This window comes from Paenibacillus sp. 203 (assembly GCF_037027525.1).
GTDB classification, from domain to species: Bacteria; Bacillota; Bacilli; order Paenibacillales; family Paenibacillaceae; genus Paenibacillus; species Paenibacillus polymyxa_B.
Window position 1 is genome coordinate 544,633 of record NZ_JAXCHD010000004.1, and the last position, 26,542, is coordinate 571,174.

At 44.7% G+C, this 26,542-nt stretch carries 19 protein-coding genes and 3 pseudogenes; 17 read left to right on the top strand and 5 right to left on the bottom strand.

The genetic code is table 11. The features are described from left to right. Nucleotides 1-70: 70 nt before the first annotated feature. From WA407_RS11975 to WA407_RS11990, 4 genes are all read left to right on the top strand, one after another. A complete protein-coding gene (locus tag WA407_RS11975; protein WP_336077426.1) occupies nucleotides 71-1,606 on the top strand; it encodes a PucR family transcriptional regulator in 1,536 nt (511 codons plus the stop codon). A 33-nt stretch (nucleotides 1,607-1,639) separates the two neighbouring features. Then, on the top strand, nucleotides 1,640-2,326 hold the full coding sequence (locus WA407_RS11980) for a response regulator transcription factor (protein WP_254327723.1): 687 nt from the start codon (nucleotides 1,640-1,642) through the stop codon (nucleotides 2,324-2,326). Continuing rightward, entirely contained in the window at nucleotides 2,323-3,906 is a 1,584-nt protein-coding gene (locus WA407_RS11985; protein WP_336077427.1) for a sensor histidine kinase, read from the top strand. Before WA407_RS11980 ends, WA407_RS11985 begins: the two co-directional genes overlap by 4 nt. 126 nt (nucleotides 3,907-4,032) lie before the next feature. Continuing rightward, on the top strand, nucleotides 4,033-5,214 hold the full coding sequence (locus WA407_RS11990) for a WD40 repeat domain-containing protein (protein WP_336077428.1): 1,182 nt from the start codon (nucleotides 4,033-4,035) through the stop codon (nucleotides 5,212-5,214). Between the two features lie 139 nt (nucleotides 5,215-5,353). On the opposite strand, the gene WA407_RS11995 is transcribed toward WA407_RS11990, so the two are convergent. The 4 genes from WA407_RS11995 to WA407_RS12010 form a co-directional block, all read right to left on the bottom strand. Continuing rightward, nucleotides 5,354-6,796 (bottom strand): SpoVR family protein, encoded by a 1,443-nt coding sequence (locus WA407_RS11995; RefSeq protein WP_254351890.1) that lies wholly within the window; start codon nucleotides 6,794-6,796, stop codon nucleotides 5,354-5,356. Then, the gene (gene yhbH / locus WA407_RS12000; protein ID WP_025723949.1) at nucleotides 6,793-7,959 is read right to left on the bottom strand and encodes a sporulation protein YhbH; all 1,167 of its coding nucleotides are present in this window, start codon (nucleotides 7,957-7,959) and stop codon (nucleotides 6,793-6,795) included. The genes WA407_RS11995 and yhbH overlap by 4 nt, the downstream gene beginning before the upstream one ends. 359 nt (nucleotides 7,960-8,318) lie before the next feature. Continuing rightward, nucleotides 8,319-8,642: an AzlD domain-containing protein gene (locus WA407_RS12005; RefSeq protein WP_336077429.1), complete on the bottom strand. Its 324-nt coding sequence runs from the start codon at nucleotides 8,640-8,642 to the stop codon at nucleotides 8,319-8,321. Continuing rightward, on the bottom strand, nucleotides 8,639-9,364 hold the full coding sequence (locus tag WA407_RS12010; protein ID WP_235307904.1) for an AzlC family ABC transporter permease: 726 nt from the start codon (nucleotides 9,362-9,364) through the stop codon (nucleotides 8,639-8,641). The genes WA407_RS12005 and WA407_RS12010 overlap by 4 nt, the downstream gene beginning before the upstream one ends. 339 nt (nucleotides 9,365-9,703) lie before the next feature. On the opposite strand from WA407_RS12010, the gene WA407_RS12015 reads away from it, so the two are divergent. Further along, nucleotides 9,704-10,672: a LacI family DNA-binding transcriptional regulator gene (locus WA407_RS12015; RefSeq protein ID WP_336077430.1), complete on the top strand. Its 969-nt coding sequence runs from the start codon at nucleotides 9,704-9,706 to the stop codon at nucleotides 10,670-10,672. A 220-nt stretch (nucleotides 10,673-10,892) separates the two neighbouring features. Here WA407_RS12015 and rpoN read toward each other — a convergent pair whose 3' ends face one another. Beyond that, complete coding sequence (rpoN, locus tag WA407_RS12020; RefSeq protein ID WP_254327728.1) at nucleotides 10,893-12,275, bottom strand: RNA polymerase factor sigma-54; 1,383 nt, start codon at nucleotides 12,273-12,275, stop codon at nucleotides 10,893-10,895. 274 nt (nucleotides 12,276-12,549) lie between these two features. On the opposite strand from rpoN, the gene WA407_RS12025 reads away from it, so the two are divergent. The 12 genes and pseudogenes from WA407_RS12025 to WA407_RS12080 all read left to right on the top strand — a co-directional run bounded on the left by WA407_RS12025 (nucleotide 12,550) and on the right by WA407_RS12080 (nucleotide 26,364). Continuing rightward, the gene (locus WA407_RS12025; RefSeq protein WP_235307906.1) at nucleotides 12,550-13,371 is read left to right on the top strand and encodes a Cof-type HAD-IIB family hydrolase; all 822 of its coding nucleotides are present in this window, start codon (nucleotides 12,550-12,552) and stop codon (nucleotides 13,369-13,371) included. A gap of 49 nt (nucleotides 13,372-13,420) precedes the next feature. Further along, nucleotides 13,421-16,201 carry a sigma-54-dependent transcriptional regulator gene (locus tag WA407_RS12030; protein WP_336077431.1) on the top strand — a complete coding sequence of 927 codons (2,781 nt, stop codon included), beginning with the start codon at nucleotides 13,421-13,423 and terminating at the stop codon, nucleotides 16,199-16,201. A gap of 200 nt (nucleotides 16,202-16,401) precedes the next feature. Then, the gene (locus WA407_RS12035; protein WP_013309476.1) at nucleotides 16,402-16,821 is read left to right on the top strand and encodes a PTS sugar transporter subunit IIA; all 420 of its coding nucleotides are present in this window, start codon (nucleotides 16,402-16,404) and stop codon (nucleotides 16,819-16,821) included. A gap of 1 nt (nucleotide 16,822) precedes the next feature. Further along, nucleotides 16,823-17,305: a mannose/fructose/sorbose PTS transporter subunit IIB gene (locus tag WA407_RS12040; protein WP_336077432.1), complete on the top strand. Its 483-nt coding sequence runs from the start codon at nucleotides 16,823-16,825 to the stop codon at nucleotides 17,303-17,305. Nucleotides 17,306-17,344: 39 nt separating this feature from the next. Then, nucleotides 17,345-18,115, top strand: a complete 771-nt coding sequence (locus tag WA407_RS12045; RefSeq protein WP_023988666.1) for a PTS mannose/fructose/sorbose transporter subunit IIC — start codon at nucleotides 17,345-17,347, stop codon at nucleotides 18,113-18,115. Nucleotides 18,116-18,143: 28 nt separating this feature from the next. Continuing rightward, nucleotides 18,144-18,968, top strand: a complete 825-nt coding sequence (manZ, locus tag WA407_RS12050; protein WP_165176079.1) for a PTS mannose transporter subunit IID — start codon at nucleotides 18,144-18,146, stop codon at nucleotides 18,966-18,968. Nucleotides 18,969-19,173: 205 nt separating this feature from the next. Further along, nucleotides 19,174-19,299 (top strand): annotated as a pseudogene (locus tag WA407_RS12055) (PTS mannose/fructose/sorbose transporter subunit IIC); the annotation flags it as partial. A 139-nt stretch (nucleotides 19,300-19,438) separates the two neighbouring features. After that, a pseudogene (locus WA407_RS12060) lies at nucleotides 19,439-19,561 on the top strand (PTS system mannose/fructose/sorbose family transporter subunit IID); the annotation flags it as partial. A 125-nt stretch (nucleotides 19,562-19,686) separates the two neighbouring features. Next, nucleotides 19,687-20,733 (top strand): annotated as a pseudogene (locus WA407_RS12065) (glycoside hydrolase family 32 protein); the annotation flags it as partial. A gap of 762 nt (nucleotides 20,734-21,495) precedes the next feature. After that, complete coding sequence (locus tag WA407_RS12070; RefSeq protein WP_336077473.1) at nucleotides 21,496-24,594, top strand: GH32 C-terminal domain-containing protein; 3,099 nt, start codon at nucleotides 21,496-21,498, stop codon at nucleotides 24,592-24,594. A gap of 144 nt (nucleotides 24,595-24,738) precedes the next feature. After that, a complete protein-coding gene (locus WA407_RS12075; protein ID WP_250261909.1) occupies nucleotides 24,739-25,533 on the top strand; it encodes a DeoR/GlpR family DNA-binding transcription regulator in 795 nt (264 codons plus the stop codon). Between the two features lie 27 nt (nucleotides 25,534-25,560). Further along, nucleotides 25,561-26,364 (top strand): Cof-type HAD-IIB family hydrolase, encoded by an 804-nt coding sequence (locus WA407_RS12080; protein WP_336077433.1) that lies wholly within the window; start codon nucleotides 25,561-25,563, stop codon nucleotides 26,362-26,364. Nucleotides 26,365-26,542 lie beyond the last annotated feature (178 nt).

Here is a 26,542-nt window from a genome sequence, read left to right on the forward strand (position 1 = left end):
TTGGTACACTATCCTGAAAATTAGATGAAGTAAGGATTTTGCAAAATAAATAGCAGGGTGGTCTGTCTTTATGAAAATACCGGGTGTAACAGTTCAAGAGCTCATGGCAATACCCGTGTTGAAGGAGGCGAAGGTATTAAGCGGAGAACAGGGGCTAAGCCGGGTTGTCCGGTTTATTGACATTATGGAAGTCCCTGACCTGAAAGGCTGGGTCCGGGAAGGTGTATTGTTGATGACAACGGCTTATTCGATCCGTCATGAGCCTGAGATATTGTGCCAAATTATTCAATTACTGCATCAGGGCGGAGCGGCGGCGCTTGTGATCAAGCCTACCCGCTTTCTCACGGGAATTCCCCACAGTGCGCTGGAAGAAAGCAATGCCTGCGGCCTTCCTGTGATTGAGATTCCAGCCGATATTCCCTATACGGATATTACGCAGCGTGTCATGGATATGGTGTTGAACCGACAGGCAGAGCTGCTGCGACGTTCGGAAGAAATCTATCGAACGTTAACGACGATGGTGCTGGAGAACAGTGGCATACAGGCTGTAAGCGATAATATAGCAGAGCTTTTTAAAGCTCCGGTTGCTTTGATTGATAATGGAGGTCAAGCCATTGTCACTTCACCACAAGAATGGGATTGGACGATGGTACAAGGTGCTCGTCATTTTCCCATTAGCGTAGATAAACGTACAGTTGCCAAGTTGGTCATTGCCCGCAATGAGCTGGATGATATGGAACAGGTCGGTATTGAGCAGGCACGGCTGGTGATGGCGTTGGAACTCATGCGTGAAAAGGCGGTAGAAGATACGGAAAGCCGACTACGGGGGAACTTTATAGATGAGCTAATGACACCTCCGTTGCCGTTGCGGCATGAGGTTGAGCGGAGAGGTCGTCAATTGGGATTTAACCCGGAATATGACTGGGAGGTGGCTGTACTGGAAAGTGCTGCGGCTCCGCCAGAAGAGATTCTTTCTGGGCTACTGAGTATGGAATCGACCCGACGGCGTGTGGTGTCTCATATTGAGTTTCGTTCAAATCGGGCGATATTATTTCTGCCAACTCTTCAGCAGAATGATCACCAGAATGTACCTGGCTCTGATCAGGAAATGTCCTGGAGTGATACGCTGAAAAACTGGTCGACTGAAAAGGCCTGGGGTACCGCCGATTATTATTTAGGCATCGGAAGTGCCAAAAAGTTATGGGAGCTGCTGCAAAGCTACAATGAAGCACGTCGTGCCATTACTGTAGCCCAGCGGCTGTATCCTGATCAACGTGTATGCAAATACAGCGATATAGAGATGCACTATATGCTTGGAGAAGCGATGGACAAAGAGGAATTTTCAAATGTATTTGAACGCAAGCTGGGGAGACTTCAGCAATATGATCGTTCACATGGCAGTGACTTACTCAAAACGTTATTTTATTATTTGGAAAACAGGGGCAGTCTGGTAGATACAGCCAATTATCTTTTTATACATCGTAACTCAGTAAAATACAGATTAGAACGGATACGCGACATGACAGATTTTGATCTTAACGATCCACGTGAGCAGTTTATATGTCATACATGTCTGATTCATTATTATTTGCGGGAACATAGGTAGCTGGAGCGGTTTTTTATGCAGGGAGGGCAGGACATGGATAAAAAAATACTGATAGCGGACGATGAGGCGAGCATTCGAAATGCGCTGGCTTATGCATTAAAGCGAGAGGGTTTTTTGGTGGAAACCGCCGTTGACGGGGAGGACGCCTTGGAAAAAGTGCGTTTGTTCCACCCGGATGTGCTCATACTGGATGTGATGATGCCCAAACTGGGTGGATATGAGGTGTGCCGCCGTTTGGAAAATCGGAAGGGCATCGGTATTTTACTGCTGACGGCCAAAAACGATATCGTTGATAAGGTACTCGGGCTGGAGCTGGGTGCGGACGATTTTATGAGCAAACCGTTTGACCTGAGGGAGTTGCTTGCTCGTATTAAAGCATTGGTACGGAGACTGGAGCGAGAAGGAGCGCCTGCCCCGGAAGGAACAGAAGTGGTCCTCGGCCCATTACGGGTACGTCCGTCCAGCCGAACAGCTGAACTTGGAGCCATAGCGCTGGATCTGACCCCCAAGGAGTTTGATGTGCTGGCGCTGTTGGTGTCTCATGCCGGGAAGGTATATACACGAGACGATCTGCTGGAGCAGGTATGGAGCTTCGATTATGTGGGCGGAACGCGGACGGTGGATATTCATATCCAGCGCTTGCGCAAGAAGCTTGAGCCACATCAAGCGATATTGCAGACTGTGTATGGTATCGGCTATAAGGCAGAGAAAATAACGTGAACGAACATCATTCACTCCATCAGCAAGGAAGCTTGCGGTCCACCGACCAACAGAAGCGCAAACGCAAACCTACAGGCTTGAGCCTGCGTTGGAAATTTCCGTTGGTACTGGCGGCTTTGCTGCTGTTTACTGTGGGTGTGCTGAGTTGGCTCGTGCTTACTGGTATTCGCGCTAACCAGACAGATCAAATGGAACGCAGCTTAAAGCGTCAGGCCGAAATTGTAGAAATGCGTGTAAAACAGTCTTACCTGTTGGGAGTGCGCCAATCACCGGAAGACTTTATGAAGAAGCAGGCACCTGGGCTCGCAGTGGAACTAGGGGTATCCAGTAATATGCGCGTTATTTTATATGATAGTCAGGGGCATGAGGTTGGCAATTCTCTATCGCTGGCTTTTAGAACAGATGTCAGCCAGGCGCTCTCCTATGCGATCCAAGGCAAAATTGCGTATATTACGGAAGGAAGCGCAATCACTTATTTGGCTCCGCTTCAAGGTCCAGACGGCTTACTGGGAGTGGTACAGCTTCACAGCTCAACAGAAGCACAGCAGCAGTTCTACCGGGCCATTGCCCACTTGTTTCTATGGACGGGGGGTGCGGTGCTGATATTGAGCTTTATTTTGGGTTTAGGCTATGTTAGTCGCCAGACGAGGGACATCGGACGACTGACTCGGGCTTCCGAACAGATATCGGCAGGGCATTATCCAAAAGCCAGACTGCTGCGGCGGCAGGATGAACTGGGAAGACTGGATGAAGGAATGCTCCAAATGAGTCATGTGATCCGGATGAGCATTACCGCGCTGGAAAACGAAAAGCTCCGGCTGGAAGAAGCGGTTCAGCGCTTGAGAGAGATAGAGCAGCAGCAAAAATCTTTTATTGGAAATATCAGCCATGAACTAAAGACCCCATTAACCTCTATTCAAGCTTATGCTGATTTACTGGATATGTATGGGGATGATCCTGAACTGGTGCGTGAAGCGAGAGAAAGCATCAGTAAGGAAACAAAACGGTTGTACGAGCTTGTCGAGGACTCGCTGCGGCTATCTGTGCTGGATAAATATGATTTTGAATTGCATACGGAGGCTGTGGAACTGCATTCGTTACTGGAAGATGCAGGGATCCGTATTCGAGGAAAAGCGGCAGCGCGTGGACTGAATTTTTCGATAGATACCGTTCCTGCCCAGGTGTGGGGAGACCCTAAGCATCTGATGCATATTATACTGAATTTGCTGGATAATGCAGTGAAGTACAATCGGGACGGTGGATGGATTACGTTATCGAATCGGGTAGAACAGGACACTGTGATGGTGTATATACGTAATTCCGGTCCATGGATTCCCAGGGAGCAATGGAACATGATTTTTGAGCCGTTCGCTACCTTGAGTCGTGATCGATCTCGTCAGGACAGCGGTACGGGACTCGGTCTTCCTCTGGCGCGCAGACTGGCGGAGCGCATGGGGGGAGAGTTGCAGCTTACAGCTTCAGATCATGGCGGGTTGGAAAATGGCAACGGCCATACGAATGTAAGTGGGAATGAATTTTCGCTTAGACTCCCCCTCTTGGTTCACGATGGCTCCCTGTAACCGGCCGATTGTTAGCACAGGGCTAGATAGAATGATGTCTTGTTTACAACTTGGAAACAATTCGATGTATTCATGAGATGTTCTGGCATTAAACTGGGGGTATCGTTAACAAGGAGGCCGTTGTACATGATAAAGAAAAACATAGACAGCTATAGGCATAAGAACGGCTTCTCTCATCGCGAAAATTCCCGTACCAGAGTTTTCAGACAGAAAGCCACGGGGGTGCTCATGACCGGCTTAATCGTCGGGGGATTGCTCAGTGGTTGCGGCATGAAGAGCGCAGGAGAGACAAATCCAGCATTCGGTATGAAACCGGGCCAACAGCTTACTGTGATTGACACGGATACAGCCCAGAAGCAAGTAACGGACGAGCTGGTGGTATCGTCTATCGGCAGGCTGGGGGATGTCTACGCGAGGTCTTGGCTGAGCGACGAAGAGTTGATTGTCGAGCGTAAAACCCAGCTGTGGATTCATAATGTAGAGACAAACAAGGAGCGGATTTTAACACCAGGTCGTAAGGCTCCACAGTTACTTGCTGTGGTATCACCGGATCAGCGCCATATCTTTTTTACTGAAGGTAGCACCAGCAGCAAATATGATATCCAGGGCTACATTTTGGAACTAAGCAGTGGTAAGGTTACACCGATTGGCAAGCTGGATATGACTAACGAAGTGAGCTGGAGCGATGAGAATGATCTCATTACAGGCACACCGGATGGTAAAATCCAGCTGATTGGTCTGGACGGCAAGGCTGAAGAATTGAGTTTTCAAGATCCGAATCGCTCTGAATTGATGTCTCATGTCGAAAAAGTGGGTAACGCCATATTTTATACAGGTAGTGATAAACAAGGGTATCCGGTGCTGAATCGGTTCACCCTCAATCATCCTCAGGCTGTGACCATTGCAGAGGGTGCCATGTCCTTTGCCGTGTCGCCTGACGGTAAGTCTATTGCCATTGAAAAGCGAAAATGGAATACATCCGAACCAGCCCGTATGATCATTTTGGATGAACAGGGCAAAGAGAAAGGAATCGTCGGTCAAGGTACTTTAATGAGTCGTGGAAGCTGGTCCAGCGACGGGTCCAAGCTTGCTTTTTCCATTTATGATGAGGATCAGCAAGGCATGAGAGGGCTGTATGTGTTTGACCAGTTCACGGGTAAAACCACTCCGGTTACGACCGATATCCAATCCTATGACAGCCCAACGGTATGGAGCCCATCCGCCCGGTTTTTATCCATGTACCAGAACATTTCGGAAGGTGGAAAACAGCTCAATCAAAGCTACATTGTCGAATTTAAGAGGAAGTAGTTTCTGGAAAAATATGTCCATCCAGTCCGTAAGAAATGGTGATTGCTTAGGGCTGTTATTAAGTAAGTAGTAAAAAGGCGCATATCCGTTTTTTCGGAATGCACCTTTTTAAATTAGGATGGCTATTGATTTTATATATCTATACAAACTTGCGATGATGTTTCTTACCGTCATATGAGAATAAGGCGAGCTTACCCTCAATCATGGTTTCCAAATGAACGGTGCGCCCCCACAGCTGATATACATACGGAAGTGTGCGCTCCATATATTTTAAATCCAGCTCAATGCCTTCGTACTGGTGCTTGAGCTTCAACTCGCCCGTATGCAGGTAATCTCCATCCTCGACGACGATATAAGGGGAGCCTCCATTCACACGTGAAAACACAAGCTGATCCCGTATGTTTTCCCAAGATTTATCAGTAATTTTCCAATCGGGTCCCCGTTTCTCAAACACGTACAGATCCAAATCCTCTGTCAGTTTCTTGGTCATGTAATTGCGTATAAAAGAGGTGTCCGAGTCGAATTCTCGCACCTCGAACATTTTAGCTCGACCCTCGCCCGGTTTGCGTCCTTGTCGCTCTTGTTCCTCACGGGTTGGGTTATCCCATCGTTTTTCAATATCCTCAAATATTTTCAGCCCCAAATAGTACGGGTTTAGGCTTTGCTTGGAAGGCTGTACGACAGAAGCGTTCAGCATCGCAAATTCAACGGTTTCCTCCCCGGTCAAATCCAGTTCCCTTACAATCCGCTGGTGCCAATAGGAGGCCCAGCCTTCATTCATGATTTTGGTCTCCATTTGGGGCCAGAAATACAGCATTTCGTCCCGTAGCATCGTCATAATATCCCGCTGCCAGTCCTCCAGCACCTCCGAGAATTCCTGAATAAACCAGACGATATCTTTTTCAGGTTCCGGTGGGAACTTGCGTACCTTGATGCCCTCGGTCTCGGCGGGATCATGCTGCTTCACTGTGTCCAGTGACCACAGATCATCGTAAGGCCCAGGGGGACGGTGGCGTTTTCCGGGTTCTTTCTGTTCCCGAATTTTGAGCTCCATGTAGCGCTGCTTATCCAGATGCCTTGGTTTGATGATCTGTGGATCCACATGCTCTTGTATCGCCAGTACAGAGTCAATGAAGGATTCCACAGCCTTTGAACCGTATTCCATTTCATAGCTGTTGATTCGATCTGCTGTGGCCGACATACTCTCCACCATATTGCGATTAGAAGCTGAAAAGCGGGCGTTGTGTTTGAAAAAATCACAGTGTGCCAGCACATGGGCGACAATTAGTTTATTCTGCACCAAAGAATTTCCTTCCAGCAGGAAGGCATAGCAGGGATTGGAGTTAATGACCAGCTCATAGATTTTGCTCAATCCAAAATCGTACTGCATTTTCATCTTGTGAAACGTTTTTCCAAAACTCCAGTGGCTGAAGCGTGTGGGCATACCATAGGCTCCGAACGTGTATACAATATCCGCCGGACAAATCTCATACCGCATCGGGTAGTAGTCGAGCCCGAATCCATCTGCAATCTCCATAATTTCTGATATCGCATATTCTAGCTCCTTCTGGTCGGTGCTCATCCCACCGTTCCCCCTTCCCGTTTGCGAAAAAAGGTACGTAAGGCTTGGTATACCTCACCTTTTTCCTTGATGACATAGTACATAAACTGATCCTTTTTAATATTCTTGTAGGCTGACATCAGCGTGCTGCTGCGATTATATTGATTCACTTCTCCATAGCCGAACATATTGCTTCGCTTTATAAGTTCCTCGATTAGCTTCACACACCGCTCATTGTCTGAGGTCAGGTTATCGCCATCCGAGAAATGGAAGGGATATATATTGTAGCTGGAAGGAGGATATCGTTTGTCGATAATCTCTAGTGCTTTCAGATAAGCCGAAGAGCAGATCGTGCCGCCACTTTCTCCGCGGGTAAAAAATTCTTCCTCCGTAACCTCTTTAGCCTCGGTATGATGCGCGAGAAAGACAATTTCCACCTTTTCATACTGACGGCGCAAAAAGCGGGTCATCCAGAAAAAGAAGCTGCGAGCGCAATATTTTTCAAAAGAGCCCATCGAGCCTGATGTGTCCATCATGGCTATAATCACCGCGTTGGATTGGGGAATGGTCTTCTCTTCCCATGTTTTGTAGCGAAGATCGTCCGGACTAATATGATGAATGCCCGGTTTCCCCTCACGGGCGTTGCGGCGCAGATTTTCGAGAATAGTTCGTTTCTTGTCAATGTTCGCTTGCATGCCTTTTTTACGTATATCATTGAACACGATAGATTCAACCTCAATTTGATCCTTGTCTTTTTGCTGTAAATTCGGTAATTCCATTTCCTCGAACAGCATATCTTCCAGTTCTTCTATGCTGACTTCCGTTTCCATAATATCGTGTCCCGGCTGGTCGCCGGCTTTCTCACCTTTACCAGGCTTCTGGGAGGCAGGATCACGTCCGATGACATCCCCCACCTGACTATCTCCATCCCCTTGGCCTACATGCTTTTGCTTTTGATAGTTATAAATGAAGCGATATTCATCCAGACTGCGAATCGGCACTTTGATAATCTGTTGACCGTCCGACATAATAATATTTTCTTCCGTTATCAGATCGGGTAGATTTTGCTTAATGACATCTTTGACCTTCTGCTGATGACGTTGCTGGTCCTGGTACCCTTTGCGATGCAGCGACCAATCTTCGCGGGATACGACGAATGAATATGGCTGGCGTGGTTCCGGCATTATTAGGCACCCCCCAAGTGGATACACGGCACAGTTTGGCCTTGTTGGTTATTAAGTATATTCACGGGGATGAACGATATGTGATGGAACTCGATTTAAATTCTGCCCGTTTGCTTTTATAATGAAAGTAAAAAATGTAAAAAAAGAATGGAGAACCTTGGGTTAATATTGATTGATTGTGCTTGAAGATATGCTTACTGGTAGTAGAGGTATGCGTCAGATGCGTCAATTTACGGATTGCCACATTCTTCGAGAACGTGGTTTTGAGGAAGAAGATCTGTCGCCCTCGTTAGTAAGGACGACAGGTGGATCATAAGAAAGGACAGATACCCTCCTATTTCAGGAGGGTATTTTTATCTTCACCACAATAGTCGAACTACAGCCATACTCACAATACCGACAACGACGGTAGCCAGCAGGTTTTTGCTCCACAAGGCGGTCACTAGCGTAGGAAAGACAGCCATAAGTACTTGCCGATTAAGAGTGACTGAGGATTCGGTTCGGACGAGCAGATTTTCCATCACGAGGGCTGTGAATATGCAGATGGGAATATAGGAAAGCCATTGTAGCACTGGCTTGGGAAGCGTCAGTCTTTGCAGCACGACAAAAGGAATGATCCTTGGGATCGCCGTGACAATCATGGCACCGATTATGATATACAGGACATTAGGATTAATGCTCATTTGTCGGTTAACACTCCAATCGTTGCGGTGATCATGGTTGCTACAATGACGGCGATATGTGATGGCACCCACCAGGACAAAAGGTACATCAGAACAGCCATACATAGCACAAGCAGCAGGCGATGCTTGAGTTTGGAGGTCTGGACACTTTGGAGCTGGGAAATAAGCAGGGCAAGGAACATCGCAGGCAAGGCAAAGTCCAGACCAAAAGCCTCCGGCCGGGAAATCCAGTTCCCGAGAACCCCTCCCGCCACACAGGATGCAATCCAAGCGAGATAAGCTGTAATATTAAGCCCGTTCATCCAGCGGTCACTGACCTGCCCGCCTTTAGCCAATTTATCCGACGCTACTCCAAAGGATTCGTCCGTCAAAAGTGCGCCGATGCCTATGTTTTTCCACAATGAGTATTTAGAAAAGTAAGGAGCCAGCGACGCACTTAACAGCAGATGACGAGCATTCACAATGAATGTCGTTAAAATAATGACGGATGGAGGACTGGATGCAGCCAGCATCGAGCACATAATAAACTGAGAGGCTCCGGCGTATACAAGCGCCGACATGAAGGCAATTTCCATGGTGCTAACCCCTGATGAGGCACCCACAATGCCTGCCGCGAACCCAATACATACATAACCAAGCAATGTAGGAATACAATCTTTAACCCCATGTAAAAAGCTGAGTGAATCGGGCTTCGTTTCGCTCAACTCCGAAGCTATGGACATTTTAACCTTACCCCCAGTGTATAAATTTATAATAGTATATAACGTAAGTTGTGAAGTATCAATATATTATACGTTTGTGCGTTATGTTGAATAATGTCTATAGCGAACACACAGGGAGAATGTTTATTTTATTGCTTTTTAGAACTTGACCCTAAGGATAGAGATGAATATGAACAGATGTAGAGGACAAGGACGTATACCTAATGGAATCCGCGCTGGTGCTTCAGCCCGGTAAGGAAGATAAAGAGCTTCAGCGAAAAAAGAGCATCAACAAAATTGAAACGTTTCCATCTTAGTGTTATTATAATTTTCATAAAGAGAGATAGGGGGGAGATGCCGATGCCAAGTATTAAAGATGTAGCTAGCTTAGCTGGCGTAGCTGTAGGAACTGTATCCCGAGTTATTAACAACTCGGGCTCTGTAAAACCAGATACACGCAGAAAAGTGGAGGAAGCTATACAAGAACTGAATTATTTTCCTAATGAAGTCGCTCGAAATTTCAAGATGAGGAAATCCAAGATGGTAGCCTTGCTGCTTCCAAGTATCTGGCATCCTTTTTTTTCTGAACTGGCTTATTACATTGAGGATGAGTTGGATCAGGAAGGCTTTAAGCTCATGTTGTGTAATAGCGGCGGCAAGCCCGAAAAAGAACTGTATTATCTGGATATGCTACGGCAAAACAAAGTGGCTGGTATTGTCGGCATTACTTACAATGATATAGAAAATAGCGTAAGCAATGACATTCCGATTGTAAGTATTGATAGGCACTTCAACAAAAAAATTACTTGTGTGACCTCCGATAATTATGAGGGAGGGCGTCTGGCTTTGAGGGAGCTTGTTAAAGTGGGGGCCCAGAAACCGGCTTTTATGGGAAGCGTCACTTCCATTTTCAGTGAAACCATGAATCGGAGAAAAGGTTTCATTCATGAGGCGCAAACATTGGGAGTCGATTATGTAATCTACGAGAAGCCCGACCCTATAGTGGACGACGATGCCTATTTTAACGAGTTCCTAAATGAGCATCGCGATGTGGACGGCATTTTTGCTATTACCGATATGTTAGCCGCCAACTATATAGAAAGAGCACGCAGGGAGGGCATTCGCGTTCCAGAGGATGTAAAGGTTATCGGCTACGACGGGATTCAGGACCATTCTTATTTTCATCCGATATTGTCTACAATCAGGCAGCCAGTGGAGGAGATGGCACGTATGACAATCAGACTGCTTTATAAGAAAATCGAAGGTGAAACTTTAGATCAGCAAGTGTATCGTCTCCCCGTTGTCTTCAAGCAAGGCGAAACTACATGATTTTATTGTAAAAATATTAGCTCATTCGGTCGATTCATAGTATGGATCTACTAACTGATGTTTTTCTCACAGCAAATTGGAAGCGTTTCAAAAGTGAAAACATCCTAGTTCAAGAAAGGAGGTGTAATGGTGAATTCAAGAACTAGCGAGTCGGATCATTCAGGATCAAGCCAAATCGAAAAATATGGAACCGGATCAAACGCGACTATTCCTTAAACATTCAAACTTCAAACTTTTTTCTTTTGGCAGAAGAAAGATATCTCAGTTCTTCCCGATATTTCGCCACGGTTCTGCGTGATAGATGCAAACCTTCCTTTCCCAGTAGGGTAGTAATAGCCTGATCCGATAACGGTTTTTGCTTGTCCTCATCATCTATCAAATTTTTGATACGCTTTTTTGCACTCTCCGATGAAGCAGCATCTCCGTCCGCTGACGTCAAGGAGGAAGTAAAGAAAAATTTGAGCTCGAACAATCCGCGAGGCGTCTGTATAAATTTATTACTGACCGCCCTGCTGACCGTGGATTCGTGTAAGCCCGTCTTATCGGCAATCTCCTTTTGGGTGATTGGTTTGAGGAAATACACGCCATGCTCAAAAAAATCCTGCTGCTTTTCCACAATGGCCTTGGCAACCCGTAGAAGGGTCAGCCGACGTTGCTTCAGGCTATTGACCAGCCATTTTGCCGTATTCATCTTCTCATGGATAAAACGTTTGGTTTCACTATTCGGTAGATCCTGCATCATTTGCCGGTAAAAAGGGTTAATCTCAACCCGCGGCGCACTAATGTCATTAATCAGGACAAGATATTCCCCGTTGGCTTTTTCGACCGTTATATCTGCTATGATGTATTGCTGCTCTTTATGAGCAAATGCTGCGCCCGGGCATGGATTTAGCTTGCGAATTCGATCGGCCATCTGTATAACCTCTTGCCTACCGATTTCAAGAGCATCCGCAATTTTTTGTATCCGATTGTTCGCCAGATCGGCCAGATGGTTGCTTACCATTCTGACTATGCATTCATCATCCATGCCAGCAAGCTGGAGCTGGAGAAGAAGACATTCTTCCAAGCTGTAAGAGGCGATCCCCGGTGGATCAAAACTCTGTATCACCAAGAGCATATCCTCAATTTCGGCTATGGGAACGTCCAATAGTGAGGCGACCGTTGGAACATCAAGTTCTAAATATCCCATTTCGTTCAAATTGCCAATGAGGTACCGTGCCACCATACGCTGTGAATTTGTAAGCCCACATACCAGTCCAAGCTGCCTGTTCAGATGTTCAAACAGGGTATCATTCGGATTGGGGACAAAATCCAGAAATGTAACGGGGTTTGCTCGCTGGACCGATGGATATTTTTCTCCGCCACGATAATGTTCAAGCAGATCTCCTTGATCTTTCTGTGAAAACCGCTCTGCTTCTTCTTTGATACTGCCTATGGACATATTAAACTCCGGCAAATCAATGACTGGATTATTGTTCGCCTGTTCATGCAGAAAGGATATTAAATCAGCCGAAGAATATTGCAAGATCGTGATTGCTTGTCGCAATTCGGGCGTCATAACCAGCTTGAATCCTTGTTCCTGTTGTAATCCATATCGTATCATTGACTTATTCAAACTCCTTTTCCATACATTTCCGGTACGAATTCACAGTCAGTCATTTATGAAAGATCTACTTCTCTAAGCCTATGCAATTCTCCTGCCTAGATGTTAACGTTACCGAGTAATTTTATCTGATAGAAACGATTCATAAACAAGCCAAAGCTTGTCGTAATAAGTAACAGTTATTATGTGTGTTGTATTTTTGGTTATATACACTATCTTTCTTGTATACTCATTCATTGAATAACAAAATACACTGGAGCTGGAGGAATCATTTATGGAAACTTATAAAATTGTCTGCATTGATATTGACGGGACGCTGCTTAACTCGGCGCATCAAATCACGGAAGCAACCAAAGAAACCATTCTCCAGGTTATAAATGATAAGCAGATTCCAGTGGTTCTTGTCTCTGCGCGAATGCCAAAAGCAATTATTCCATTGCAGAAGCATCTTGGTATTTCTGAGCCTCTCATATGCTACAGTGGGGCACTTGTTATAGATAAACACGGGAACAAGCTGAACACCCGTTATATAGATAAGAAAATGACACAGTGTTTGCTTGACAGCCTGGCTGAGTATGATCTTCACGTAAGCCTGTATAAGGATGATGAGTGGTATATTGAACAATTGGATGCATGGGCGCTTCAAGAACGTGACATCACCAATATCGAGCCTCGCATTTATAGTTTTTCTAAGCTTACCAGTGGTTGGAGGGAAGAGACTGATGGAACAAGTAAAATTTTGTGCATGGGTGATCCCGAAGAGATCAGACGCGTCCTTCAAGTATTGCGACCCCTATACGGCGAAGAAGTAAATCTCTACTTATCCAAGCCTACTTATCTGGAAATCATGTCAAAAAAGGCTTCCAAAACGGCAGCCATTCAAATTCTGCTAAAAGAGTACCAACTGAAACAAAGCGATTGTCTGGCTATGGGTGACAACTACAATGATATCGACATGCTGGCCTTTGCGGGACTTGGCATTGCCATGGAAAATGCTCCCCTTGAGGTCAAAGCTGCTGCCAACACCGTTACTCTCTCGAATGACGAGGATGGAGTAGCTCATGCGCTGAAAAACCATATTCTGTTCCCTAAATAAGCGGGTTGGAATCAATTTCCAATGACTGATTCAGGCTGGAGGAATACAGGTGAAAAGAATAGATAAGATTTTAGAGTATATTGCCGAAAGCACCAAGAAAATTTCCAAAGAGGCTTTATTTGCGGGGGAAGGGATTACGGCTGCGGAAATTGCTGATGATCAAAAGATGTTGAGAAACAATGTGAGCAAAGAGTTGAATAATCTGCTGCGTGACGATCTAATCCTTAAAATCAAAGGAAGACCGGTCAGATTTCTGCATAAGCAGATTATCGAGGACACCTTTCGGGTTCGGCTGAAAGAGAAACAAATTGAGGTCAAAAGCATCAAAGAGGTATTGCTGCCTGACGAACAGGTCGATCCGTTCCATGCCTTGATCGGTTTCAGGGGCAGCATGCGTAACCAGGTTGAGCAGGGGAAGGCAGCGATTCTGTATCCTCCTAGAGGTCTGCATACCCTGATAGTCGGGCAGACGGGTGTTGGAAAAACTATGTTTGCCAGGTTGATGTACCATTATGGCAAGTATATGAAGCGGTTTTCAGAGCATGCGCCATTTATCGTTTTTAACTGCGCTGATTATTTCAATAACCCCCACTTGTTACTTTCCCACATCTTTGGTCACGTTAAAGGGGCGTTTACAGGCGCTGATCATGAAAAAGCAGGGCTGGTGGAGAAAGCTGACGGAGGCATCCTGTTTTTGGATGAGATTCACCGTTTACCCCCAGAAGGCCAGGAAATGATTTTCTATTTCATGGATACTCACACCTATAACAAATTGGGCGAAACGGATCGAAAAAGAGATGCGAGTGTGTTATTGATTGGAGCTACGACGGAAGATCCCGGATCATCCATGCTGAAAACCTTCATTAGGCGCTTACCCATCACGATCAATATCCCTTCCCTTCAGGAACGTGCTATTGAGGAGCAAATGCTGATTTTGAAGCATTTGTTTGCTAACGAGGCCAATAGGGTAAACAAGCCGATTAGGATTGAACCAGAGGTAGTAAGAGCACTGATCGGCAGCGTCACCTACGGCAATATCGGCCAGTTAAAGTCGAACATCCAGCTGGTATGCGCTAAAGGTTTTTTAAACAGCATACATGAAAACAAAGAAGAAATAGGACTTGATTTTAAAAACCTGCCGGGAAATATCCGAGATGGTTTGTTTAATATTGATAAAACGCAATATAAGATGAAGGAAATCGGATGTATTTCCTCGTGCCTATACATTACTCCAGAAGGAAGAAAAGCTTTGGATGAAGAGGTTGTTTCCGAGCTGCCGTTTAACCTTTACAAACTAATTGAAGACAAGATTGGCATGCTGAAGGAAGAAGGGCTCGACGACGCCTACATCCACAGATTTATTGCTACGGATGTCAATATCCATATTAAAAGCTTTTATAACCGTTTTTATAACACCAAAGGGAGCAGGGAACGAATTCTGAAAATTGTGGACAAAGACATCCTTGAATTCTCCGAGCAGATTAAGGAAATGGCCAAAAAGGAACTAAACCGAATTTACAGCGAGAGATTCGTGTATGCTTTCAGTCTTCATTTAAGCGCCTTTTTCAAGCGCACCAGAGAGAAAAAATACGGTGATGCCCGAATCTATGAACCGATGAATGAACATGATGAAGAGTACAGACTGGCCCAGACTATCAAAAGTTTGATCGAGTCTAAGTTTGGTGTACATGTACCGGAGGCCGAAATAACTTATATGGCGATTCTTCTGAAATCTGTTGAGGAAGAACGACAGGGTAGTGTGGGAATTATTGTGGCAGCACACGGTACCAGTACAGCGAGCAGCATCGTCGGCGTCGTAGACAGCTTGCTGGGCAGTTCTAATCTTTGTGCTGTTGATATGCCCCTCGATGTCAGTCCTAGGGAAATTTTGGAGCTTATTATCGATAAAGTAAAGAGCATTGACCGTGGTAGAGGCGTGTTGCTGCTGGTTGATATGGGCTCTTTGCTCAATCTTGAAGAAACTATTATGGAACGTGTTGGAATCAATGTAAAGACTATTGATATGGTTTCAACTCCGCTCACGCTGGAGGCTGTCCGAAAGGCCAGTGTTTTTGACATGGGGATAGAGGAAATATACCAATCGCTAAAAGATTTCAGGGGATATAACAATAGCAGCGCCGCAGTGAAAGTAGTTTATAAGGCAATTGTGACGGTTTGCTCCTCTGGCAAAGGTGCAGCGGTCAAATTGAAAGAGTTTGTAGAGAAAATTGTCTGCGATTTGACGGATGAGGAAATACTGGTTGTCCCGGCAAACGTAAGAGAGTTGGATAAAGTGGTCCAGGATATGCGGTCTAAGCGAACCATTCTTGCCGTGATTGGAGTAAAACGGCCAAACGAGCCGGAAATCCCGTTTATTCCCTTGGAAAAGCTGATTGAAGCGAGCGGTGAGCAGACATTGAGAGAGCTACTGCTGAATAACAAACAGATCCCTGCTGTGGATCAAAGTGTAGTCGTCAGGGAGTTATGCGAGGAAAGTCTGAAAGAATTTATGACTTATTTGAATCCCCACAAAATTCTGGGAATGGTGATGAGATTTGTGCAAGAGCTGGAACTTGGATTAGAAGTCAAATTTGATTATGCAACAAAAGTCCAAATTTCTACTCACACAGCTTATGCGCTGGAACGTATGGTTATTCGCGATGGACTTGTTTATCAGGGGGAAGTGAAACAGCTCGACCAGCACATACTCGAGGTGGTAAACCGTTCATGCAGCATATTTGTTTCTGGTATGAATCTTATACTTTCTGAAGACGAAAAATATTATATTTGCGAAATGTTGAGCGAAGTATATAACTTTATTCCACAGTAATGGCCAAAGAGTATAAAACGCTTTCATATGTGTATGAAAGCAGTGGAGATTGATAAATAATGATCTGTTCAGACTGGAAAAAAACCTCCGACGCAACGGGGTTTTTTTTGTTGTTTACAAAATTTCCTCTGATCTATACAGAAGTTTGGCACAGAACTTGCATCATAGATATGTGGAGAGAAACAAAGGGGGTGAGACAGATGATCGGTGTAATTGTTGGGACACACGGGAAATTTTCTGAAGAAATACTGAGGTCAACAGAAATGGTTTTCGGCCAATTGGATAATGTGGCAGGTGTTACGTTTGAACCAGGTGAAAGTGTCAGCGGACTTGTAGAGAAATATAAGGCTGCGTTGGCATCGCTGGATTGGACGGACGGTGTTATCTTCCTTGTTGATCTATTCGGCGGCAGTCCTTATAATGCTGCCAGCCGAATTGCGGTTAACCATGAAAAAATGGATATTGTGACAGGAGTAAACCTGCCAATGATCGTTGACCTTCTTGCAAACAGAGGAATTGAACAAGTGGAGAATTTGGTAAATTTAGCGATCCATGCAGGGCACGATTCCATGATGTCTTTTCGTGCCATTCGAAACAGTCAATTAGAGGAGGAATTATAGAATGGAAATTGCATTAGTTCGTATTGATGACCGTCTGATTCACGGTCAGGTGGCGACCGTTTGGGTGAAAGAAGCGAAGTGCAATAAGATTATCGCCGTTAGCGATGATGTCGCAGCGGATACATTACGCAAAACCTTATTGCTTCAGGTGTCGCCGCCTGGAATTAAGGCGTATGTCGTAACGATTAATAAAGCGATAGAGGCTTATAATAACCCCAAATACAGTGATTTTAAAACATTGTTTCTCTTTACCAACCCTACGGATGTACTGCGGGTTGTGGAAGGGGGAATACCCATCCGCTCGGTGAATGTTGGAGGAATGTGTTTTAAGGAAGGAAAGACACAGATTACCGGGGCGGTATCCGTAAACCAACAGGATGTAGATGCATTTCGTAAGCTGCATGAAAAAGGCATTGAGCTGGAAATCAGAAAAGTAGCCAGTGATCCGAAAATCAACTTGATTACCAAACTGCAGGATATGTGATCGTAAATACCAGGCGGCAACTAGAGAGGAGTTATAGAAATGACTGTTTTTCAAATTGTGATGGTAACACTGGTAGCGGCCATATGTGGCATGGGTAGCGTTCTGGATGAAGGGCAAACCCATCGTCCTCTGATTGCGTGTACGTTGATTGGCCTTGTCCTCGGCGATCTCAAAACTGGCATTATACTTGGCGGTACTCTGGAATTAATGGCTTTGGGATGGATGAATGTAGGAGCATCCATGGCACCAGACGCTGCTCTAGCCAGCGTGGTTTCAACCATTTTGGTCATCGTCGGCCATCAATCGATCGGCGCCGGAATTGCCGTTGCGATTCCAATTGCAGCCGCCGGACAAGTGCTTACCATTTTTGTCAGGACAATTACTGTCTTCTTCCAGCATTTAGCCGATAAGTATGCGGAATCTGCAAATTTCAAAGGAATTGAGCTATGTCACTTTATTGCCTTGCTTTTGCAAGGTCTGCGCGTTGCTTTGCCCGCTGTTTTGGTGGCAGTTGCCGCAGAAACGGGCCTGGTGACTGCTATGCTTAACGCAATTCCGGAGGTTATCACCAGAGGACTACAAATTGCGGGCGGCTTTATCGTCGTCGTAGGGTATGCGATGGTCATTAATATGATGGCAGCCAAATACCTGATGCCATTCTTCTTTCTGGGCTTTGTCATTGCAGCTTTTACCAGCATTAATCTGGTTGGTTTTGGGGTCATTGGCGCGGTTCTGGCTCTGCTTTACATCCAGCTGAGCCCAAAATACAACCAGCGTAATGAGAAGATGGAAGAAATCGAAGAGTTATAGTAACTACCTGAAGGGAGAGGAGAGCACTATGAAAGAAAAGAAGCTGACTAAAAGTGATTTAAATAAGATGTTTGTCCGTTCATGCTTCCTGTTAGGCTCGTTCAATTTTGAGCGAATGCAGTCGATCGGTTTCTGTGTCACCTTGATCCCTGCGATTAAGCGGCTGTACAGCAAGAAAGAAGATCAAAAAGAGGCATTGAAAAGACATCTGGAATTTTTCAACACTCAACCGTTTATCTCGGCGCCTATTATGGGTGTAACGGCTGCGATGGAAGAGCAGAAAGCGAGCGGCCAGCCGATTGACAATGCCACCATAAGTGGAGTCAAAGTCGGTTTAATGGGACCTCTGGCGGGAGTGGGTGACCCCATTTACTGGGGGACTTTACGCCCGGTTCTGGCTGCTCTCGGAGCCTCAATCGCCTTATCCGGGAGCCTTGTCGGACCGGTTCTTTTCTTCCTTCTCTTTAACACTGCACGCTTGGCAACGAAATGGTACGGTCTGAAATACGGTTATCACAAAGGTACGGAGATTGTCTCCGATATGTCGGGAAACCGGTTGCAAAAACTCACGGAGTCAGCCTCCATACTGGGGCTTTTCGTTATGGGTGCACTTGTTTCCAAATGGACCACCCTGAATGTGCCGCTGGTGGTATCAAGTTATGTGGGAACGGATGGAAAAGAGGTTATTACAACCGTTCAGATGATTTTGGATCAATTGATGCCTGGACTTTTACCACTATTATTGACCTTTTTATGTATGAGGCTACTGAAAAAGAAAGTGAACGCAATCGCTCTGATTTTTGCTTTATTCGCAGTAGGCATTATTGGGTACGCATTTGGTGTTTTGGCTTAAAACGTGCCGGTCAGGGAGTTATCCTTGGCCGGACTTCGTCGGATTTTTGTGACCAAAGCAGCGTAAACATAAGATATTGAACTATAGAGTTAAATATAAACGCTTTGTCAAGAACATTACTTGGAGTTCAAAATATTAAAAGAGGATATGAAAGATGGTGAAGAGGAAGTTAAGTATGTTGCTTATTTGCAGTGGGCTATAACATCCCTTCTTCTTCCTGGGATTTGTCATTGCCGCTTTCACGAACATCAATCTAGTTGGTTTTGGGATCGTAGGAACTGTGCTGGCTCTGCTATACATCCAGCTCAGTTCGAAATACGGCGGAAATTGAAGAGCTATAAGAAAATATTTTATGAAAGAAGGGGAGTACATATGGAAGAAAAGATGATGACCAAAAACGACTCAAACAAAATATTTGTACGTTCTTGGTTCCTTAATTCCGACGATTAAGCGGCTGTACAGTAAGGTTACTACCGTTCTTACTGACCTTCCTTTGCATGAGACTGCTTAAAAAGAAAGTGAACGCCATGGCTCTCATTTTTGCGCTATTCGCAATTGGTATTATTGGATACGCTCTCGGTGTCTTGGCTTGAATAATTCTTAAAACTATTTGGTCAAGGAGTTATCCATCACCGGGGATAGGCTTTCATTATAAGGCGTTTTGAACTGATTTATAAAATTAGTTATAAAGGGAGTGAACAAGATGAGGAGTAAAAATATGAATCGGATTTGTTCTTTAGCACTTAGTATCATCTTATTATTATCTTTAACTTCATTCACGAAAGCGTTTGCATCAGATCCAGGATATTATCAGGAAACGTACCGCAATCAATTTCATTTTTCTCCCGAGGCCAACTGGTTGAACGATCCCAATGGAATGGTTTATTACAAGGGTGAATATCATTTATTTTACCAAAATTATCCATATGGAACGACATGGGGACCGATGCATTGGGGGCATGCTGTGAGTAGAGACCTTGTTCATTGGGAACATCTACCTGTTGCACTTTCTCCTGATATCCACGGACAGATTTTTTCCGGAAGCACTGTAATCGACTGGGGAAATACAGCCGGCTTTGGAAAGGAAGCAATGGTAGCCATCTTTACCCATTCAGGTGATAAGGGTCAGGTTCAAAGCATTGCTTACAGCTTGGATAAAGGGAGAACATGGAAAAAGTATGAAGGGAATCCGGTAATGCCTGAACCTCCCGCCGCCGATTGGCGCGATCCCAAAGTATTTTGGCATGAACAATCCAATCAGTGGGTGATGTCGTTAGTTGCTAACAATAAGGTGATGTTCTATACTTCTCCCAATTTAAAAAATTGGACTTATGCCAGTGAATTTGGTCCAGATGGTGGAATACAGGCCAATAGTCTGGATTCCACTTCTTACGCGATTTCCTCACAAGAAGGTGGATCATTCAACTATGAGGGCGACATTACCCTTAATGCAAAAAATGGCCGGGAAGGATCAGGAGGACTGGTTTTTCGGTCTGATAAGCGTGCGGCCAACGGCTATGTAGTCAATCTAGATGCCAAAAATGATCGCGTAACTTTAACCAAAAATAGGAATGGAGAAAGCATTGAACTTGGGGCCAGTTCTTTGCGCTTGGATACTTCATCTACCTATCATTTACAAATTGTAACGGATAGACATCACATTCAGGTTTTTATAAACAACCAATCGGTTATCGAACAAACGGATGATGAATTTGTATACGGCTACTATGGGTTAACCGCATGGAATTCAACAGCCTCTTTTCGAAATGTGAAATTCAATAATACATCAAACTTTGTGACCAATTTGTCAAAATGGACTGTTGTAAGCGGTTCCTGGGAAGACACCGTGAAAGGAATGACCGGGACTTCCGCGGCGAATTCATATATAATGAGCGGGCAAGCCGGAGAAAACTTTCGATATCAGGCGAACATTGAATTATCGGATGGCGGAGATGAAATCGGCTCACTTGTTTTTCGGGCAGATGCCGAGGTGAGAAATGGATATATGGCGAGCCTCGACGCTCACAACGATAAAATAAAATTGATGAAGCTTGAGGACGGGAAGCAATCAGTCCTAGCCGAGGCCACTGTATCTCTCGCTACGTATACGGATTACCCTTTAGAGGTGAGGACCTATGGAGAGAATATAAAAGTATATTTAGATGGTAAACTTACTCAGGATGTAAATGATTCTACCTTTTCCTCCGGCGTTTTCGGCTTGCATTTGGCGAATTCCTCTGTGCTCTTCCAGAATGTTCAGTTGGGCAAAAATATCATCACAGAGGAGAATGAAATACTTAACCATGATTTTGAAACAGGGGATCTGACTGGGTGGACCGGTGTACAAGGGGAAGCATTTACTAATGACCATGTAACAGATCGAAAGGATTGGTGGGGTGGAACTTTCGACCAGCAAGGCAAGTATCATCTATGGGGGTTTTCCGATAGTCACAAGGGGGATGATGCTACTGGAGAACTGCATTCATCCTATTTCAAACTGGGTGGCTCCGGAGAGATTAACCTGATGATGGGCGGAGGCAAAGACGTCAGCAACCGTTATTTATCGTTAGTCAGAGCTTCTGACGATCAGGAATTGCTTCGTCAAACAAATACGAAATCCGAAAAGGAAACGTATAGCAGATACGTATGGGATGCTTCCAATTATATTGGTGAAGTGCTATATATCAAAGCTGTAGACAATGCAACGGGACGTTGGGGGCATATCAACCTGGATGATATCAATGTTTATAATGACAAACCAATTCCGGAAGACGTTGACCAGGTTGCACAAGAGCCGGAAAAAGGCAATTTGCCACAAAGTGGCCTCATAACGGATTGGTCTGCCGTCTCAGGTTCGTGGATACCTTCTACAAACGGAAGTATAGGCGGCGTATGGGAATGTCCTGCATTAATTGAATTGCCTATTGATGGCGACCCTTCAAAAAAGAAATGGGTTCTGCAGGTAAGTATAAATCCGGGAGGACCTGCAGGCGGATCCGGAATGCAATATTTTGTAGGAAGCTTTGATGGGAAAACCTTCACCAATGAGAATTCTTCCGACCAAATATTATGGTCCGATTATGGAGCTGATTATTATGCCGGTGTGGAGTGGAGCGGAATTGAAGGGGAGAAGGGCGAGAAATACTGGCTTGGCTGGATGAGTAACTGGACTTATGCTCAAGATACACCTACTTCAACATGGAGAAGTTCCATGTCACTGCCGCGAATGATGGAACTGATCCAGACAGAGGAAGGGTTACGCTTAAAACAAACACCAATTTCTCTGGCCGGCATTCGTGCTGAAACAAAGGGAATTTCATATATAAATGAAAAGATTAAGGGAGAAAGCGACCTCCTATCCAACTTTTCTGACGATACATTTGAAATGATTGCAGAGTTTGATCTTTCCAACACCGAAGCAACTGAGTTTGGTTTTAAGGTTCGTAAAGGAACTGAGGAATATACAACGGTCGGGTATGATGTCTACAATGAAAAGCTGTTCGTTGACCGTACGAATTCCGGGAATTATGATTTCGGACCTGATATCACAAATAAACATGAGGGCCCGCTGAAGGCTTTAAACGGTACGGTGAAAATGCATATTTTTGTTGACCGGTCAGCGCTGGAGGTGTTCGGGAATAATGGAGAAACAGTGATAACTGACCAAATATTCCCCCATCCTTCGAGTAAAGGAATGCAAATCTACAGTAAGGGCGGGGATGTGGAATTAAAGTCTTTAAAAATATTTCCGTTAAAAAGTGTCTGGAAAACGCCCCCATCTAGTGTCTCCGTACTGTCAGATTGGACGACGATCAGCGGCAAATGGGCGGATACTATTAATGGAAAACAGGGGCAGGGCGTAGGGGATGCGTTTATTCTGGCAAGTAATTTCGGTGAGAACTTTATATATGAAGCGGACATTAAAGTGCCGGATACAGATTCGCATCCCGATGATCCTGAAAAAGATAACATAGAAAACCCCATCGGCGCAGGTGCCTTGGTCTTTCGTTCAGACCCTACGGCAAAAAATGCGTATGCAATTAATCTGGATGTAAAGAATAATGTAGTTAAGTTGATGAAATTTGTTAAAGGGACCGGTAGTGATCTTGCCATCTACAATAATGACGCGAAGCTGAAACTACGGACAAATCAGGATTATCACCTCAAAATTGTAGCTGTCGGGGATACCATAAAGGCTTATTTGGACGGACAACTGGTGATTGATACCAAAGACCAAAGTTACACACGAGGATACTTTGGGTTAAATGTAAGGGATACAACAGCATTCTTTAATAGTGTTCGAATAATATCAAGTTCCAATTCCGGCCATTCCGGTGGCAATTCTCAGAACAACAAGGGTAGCGACAGCCAGGCGGTAAAGCTGCCAGTCAAGGCATCTATTCCGGCTTCCGCCACTTCAGGAATACTGGAGTATGCTCCGGGTATTACACAAAAGGCTGATGGCAGGAAAGAAGCCGCAGTGGTCGTGGATGATCTTACTTTGCTTAAAGCTTTGCCGGTAAGAAAAGGTTCTGCACTAACTTTGCATGTGAAAGCTGCTGGGGCTGACGTGGTTATCGTTGAGCTGACCAGCATGGCCAATAAGCTTTGGAGCGAGCATCGAACTCTGGATCTTCAGTTAATTACAGAACTGGGGACGTACACCCTTCCAGCCAGCAGGGTGAATAGAAATACCTCACCTTCCAATAGCGTGCCAGGGCTGCGAATTACGTTATCCAAGGCAACAATGCAGCAAAATGCGGCTATTCAAGAAGCGGCTGTAAAAGCGGGCGCAACCGTGGAAACGACTCCTATAGACTTCAAGGCTGAAGCAGTAACAGGCAGTACAACAACCGCTCTTGATTTCGGTGATACCTATGTGAGCCGGACACTTCCGCTTTCATCAGCGATGGACCCAAATCGTTCCACCGCAGTTTGCTACGACGAAGCCAGAAGGAAACTTATCTTTGTACCGAGCATTTTTCGGGCTGGGGATGATGGAGCCTCCGTTGAAATAAAGCATAATTCCAATGGTGTATATACCGTTGTCAACAGCAGCCCAACCTTCGATGATTTACCAGCTGGGTACTGGGGCAAAGCCGACATAGAGCTGCTTGCCGCAAAAGGAATTGTTGTCGGTTCGATAAAAGGAATATTTGAGCCATCCAGGCCTGTTACCCGCGCCGAATTTGCCGCTATGCTTGTTCATGCACTTGGGCTTAAAGAACGGGCGACTCCAGCCTTTAGGGATGTAGTCAAGGGTTCATGGTACGGCGGATATCTCAGCGCAGCCTATTCAGCTGGGCTGGTCAAAGGTTATGAAGACGGTGCTTTTCGTCCTGAATCGGGAATTAGCCGCCAGGAGATGGCTCTACTTGTCCATCAAGCATTACAATATACCGGGTATGTCTCAGTCAACAGCAAAAACGGGCAATCGCTAGATGGATATGCCGACCGCTCGTCTATCGCGGTTTGGGCGCAAAATGCAGTAGCCGCTGTTACAGCTCAGGGCATCGCACAAGGTATGGACACTGGACACTATGAGCCACATGCAACAACTACCCGCGCCGAGGCGGCAGTTATGATAAAACGTTTGCTTCAAAAGATTGAATTTATCAATAAATAGGCAAAATGAATAAAGTCCCCGGACTCTTAATGCAATATGCATGCGGACCGGGGACTTGCTATGTGAAATACACAATATAAGCAATTTGCTTATCTTTATAAAAATACTTAAAAACACTTAACAAAAAGCGTCTAATCGCTTATAGTGAATATAGGGATAGGGGGGCTTTATATTTACCAAGAGGAACGACTTTTAAAAATTTTGGAGTATCTCCAAAGCCGTAACCAATTATCAAATTCTGAAATTTGTAATTTATTGAACATCTCGAGAGATACGGCAAGAAGGGATATTATTAAGCTTGTTCACGAAGGGGGAGTTATCAGAACCCATGGAGGTATTGCCTTGCCCTTATTAAAAGAAGAAATAAGAGCCTACAAGGAACGTGTAACTTCAGCAACAAAGCAAAAGATGCTCATTGCAAAAGCAGCTTCCGCGCACATCGCTGACGGAGATGTTTGTTTCATGGATGTATCGACTACCATTCAACTGCTCTGTGGGCAATTGGACAAGAATCTCACGGTTTATACACACTCGTTGGATAATGCAGAAGCTTTATCAGCAAAAAGTGAAATTAACATAAACTTGCTCGGGGGCAAATTTAATCATGAAAACCGTTTTTTTTATGACCACTACACGGCTATGCAGTTGAACGATGTTTTTTTTGACAAAGCTTTTTTAGGAGCTGCCGCCATCATGGAAGACGGAGTGTATTTTGCAAACCGTGATGATGCTTTAGTTAAAAAGCTGGTATCGGGACGTGCCAGAGAAGTATTTTTACTTGCTGATTACAAAAAATTTAATTTAACAAGCCCGTTTAAAGGCCTGAATTTTTCCGAAATTGATATTCTAATTACAAATCAGGATGCACCGGAGCACTCATTGCTGATGTTGCAGGATAGCGGAGTAGAAATTATCAAGGCGCTTGAGGAAGAATCGTGATAAATAATCGCAAGGGAGCCATCGGCCATGATACAAGCAATCTTTAGCGATATTGACGGGACGTTGTTAAATTCAAAACATCAAATTACGTCCGACACCAAAAATACAATCCAAAAAGTTGTGGGAAGAAATATCCCTTTTGTACTTGTTTCAGCGAGAATGCCAAGCGGCATTTTTCCTCTTCAGCAAGAGCTCAATATTCACGCTCCCATCATTTGTTATAGCGGTGCTCTAATATTGGGCGGCAACGGGGAAATCCTTCATAGTATCTGTTTATCGAAAAAGAGCATTAAACGAATATACGATATTGTAATGGATCATTATCCTTCTATCAGTTTTAACTTGTATGAACATGACCAGTGGATCGTTGGCAACATTCAAAATCCTTGGGTAATTCAGGAAGCGGAAATTATTAATGGCTCCCCCATACAGAGGTTACTCCCCTCATATATAGAAGAAGATCATGATATTCACAAAATTTTATGCATGGGAGATCCCGAAGACATTGAGCGGCTTGTACAACAAATCAATAAAGAAGTTACTGGTATCAGTGTTTATAAATCCAAGGGAACTTATCTGGAAATTATGGATGAGATGGTGTCCAAATCGTATGCCATTCAGGAGCTCGAGGGGATATTTAATATTACTTATCGTGAATCGATGGCCATTGGAGACAACTATAATGACATGGATATGATTTTGTACGCAGGCCTTGGGATTGCAATGGGAAATGCGCCGGAGGAAGTTAAGAAAATTGCCGACAGGGTCACATCGAGCAATGATGAAGACGGTTTGAAAATAGGCTTGGAGGAATACATTTTGTCCGTTTGAAATGATCCAGTGACATTGGATATCCAAACACCAAAAGACGGTAGGCATTGGAAATAGAAGAGAGGGGTTAACTAGTTACTTATTTCGAATAGCAGGAGGCAACCTGACAACAGAGTATTATGGATTTTCTTCTAGACCTATTATGCCTATCGCAGCTAAAATGCTATTTTCCAAAGAA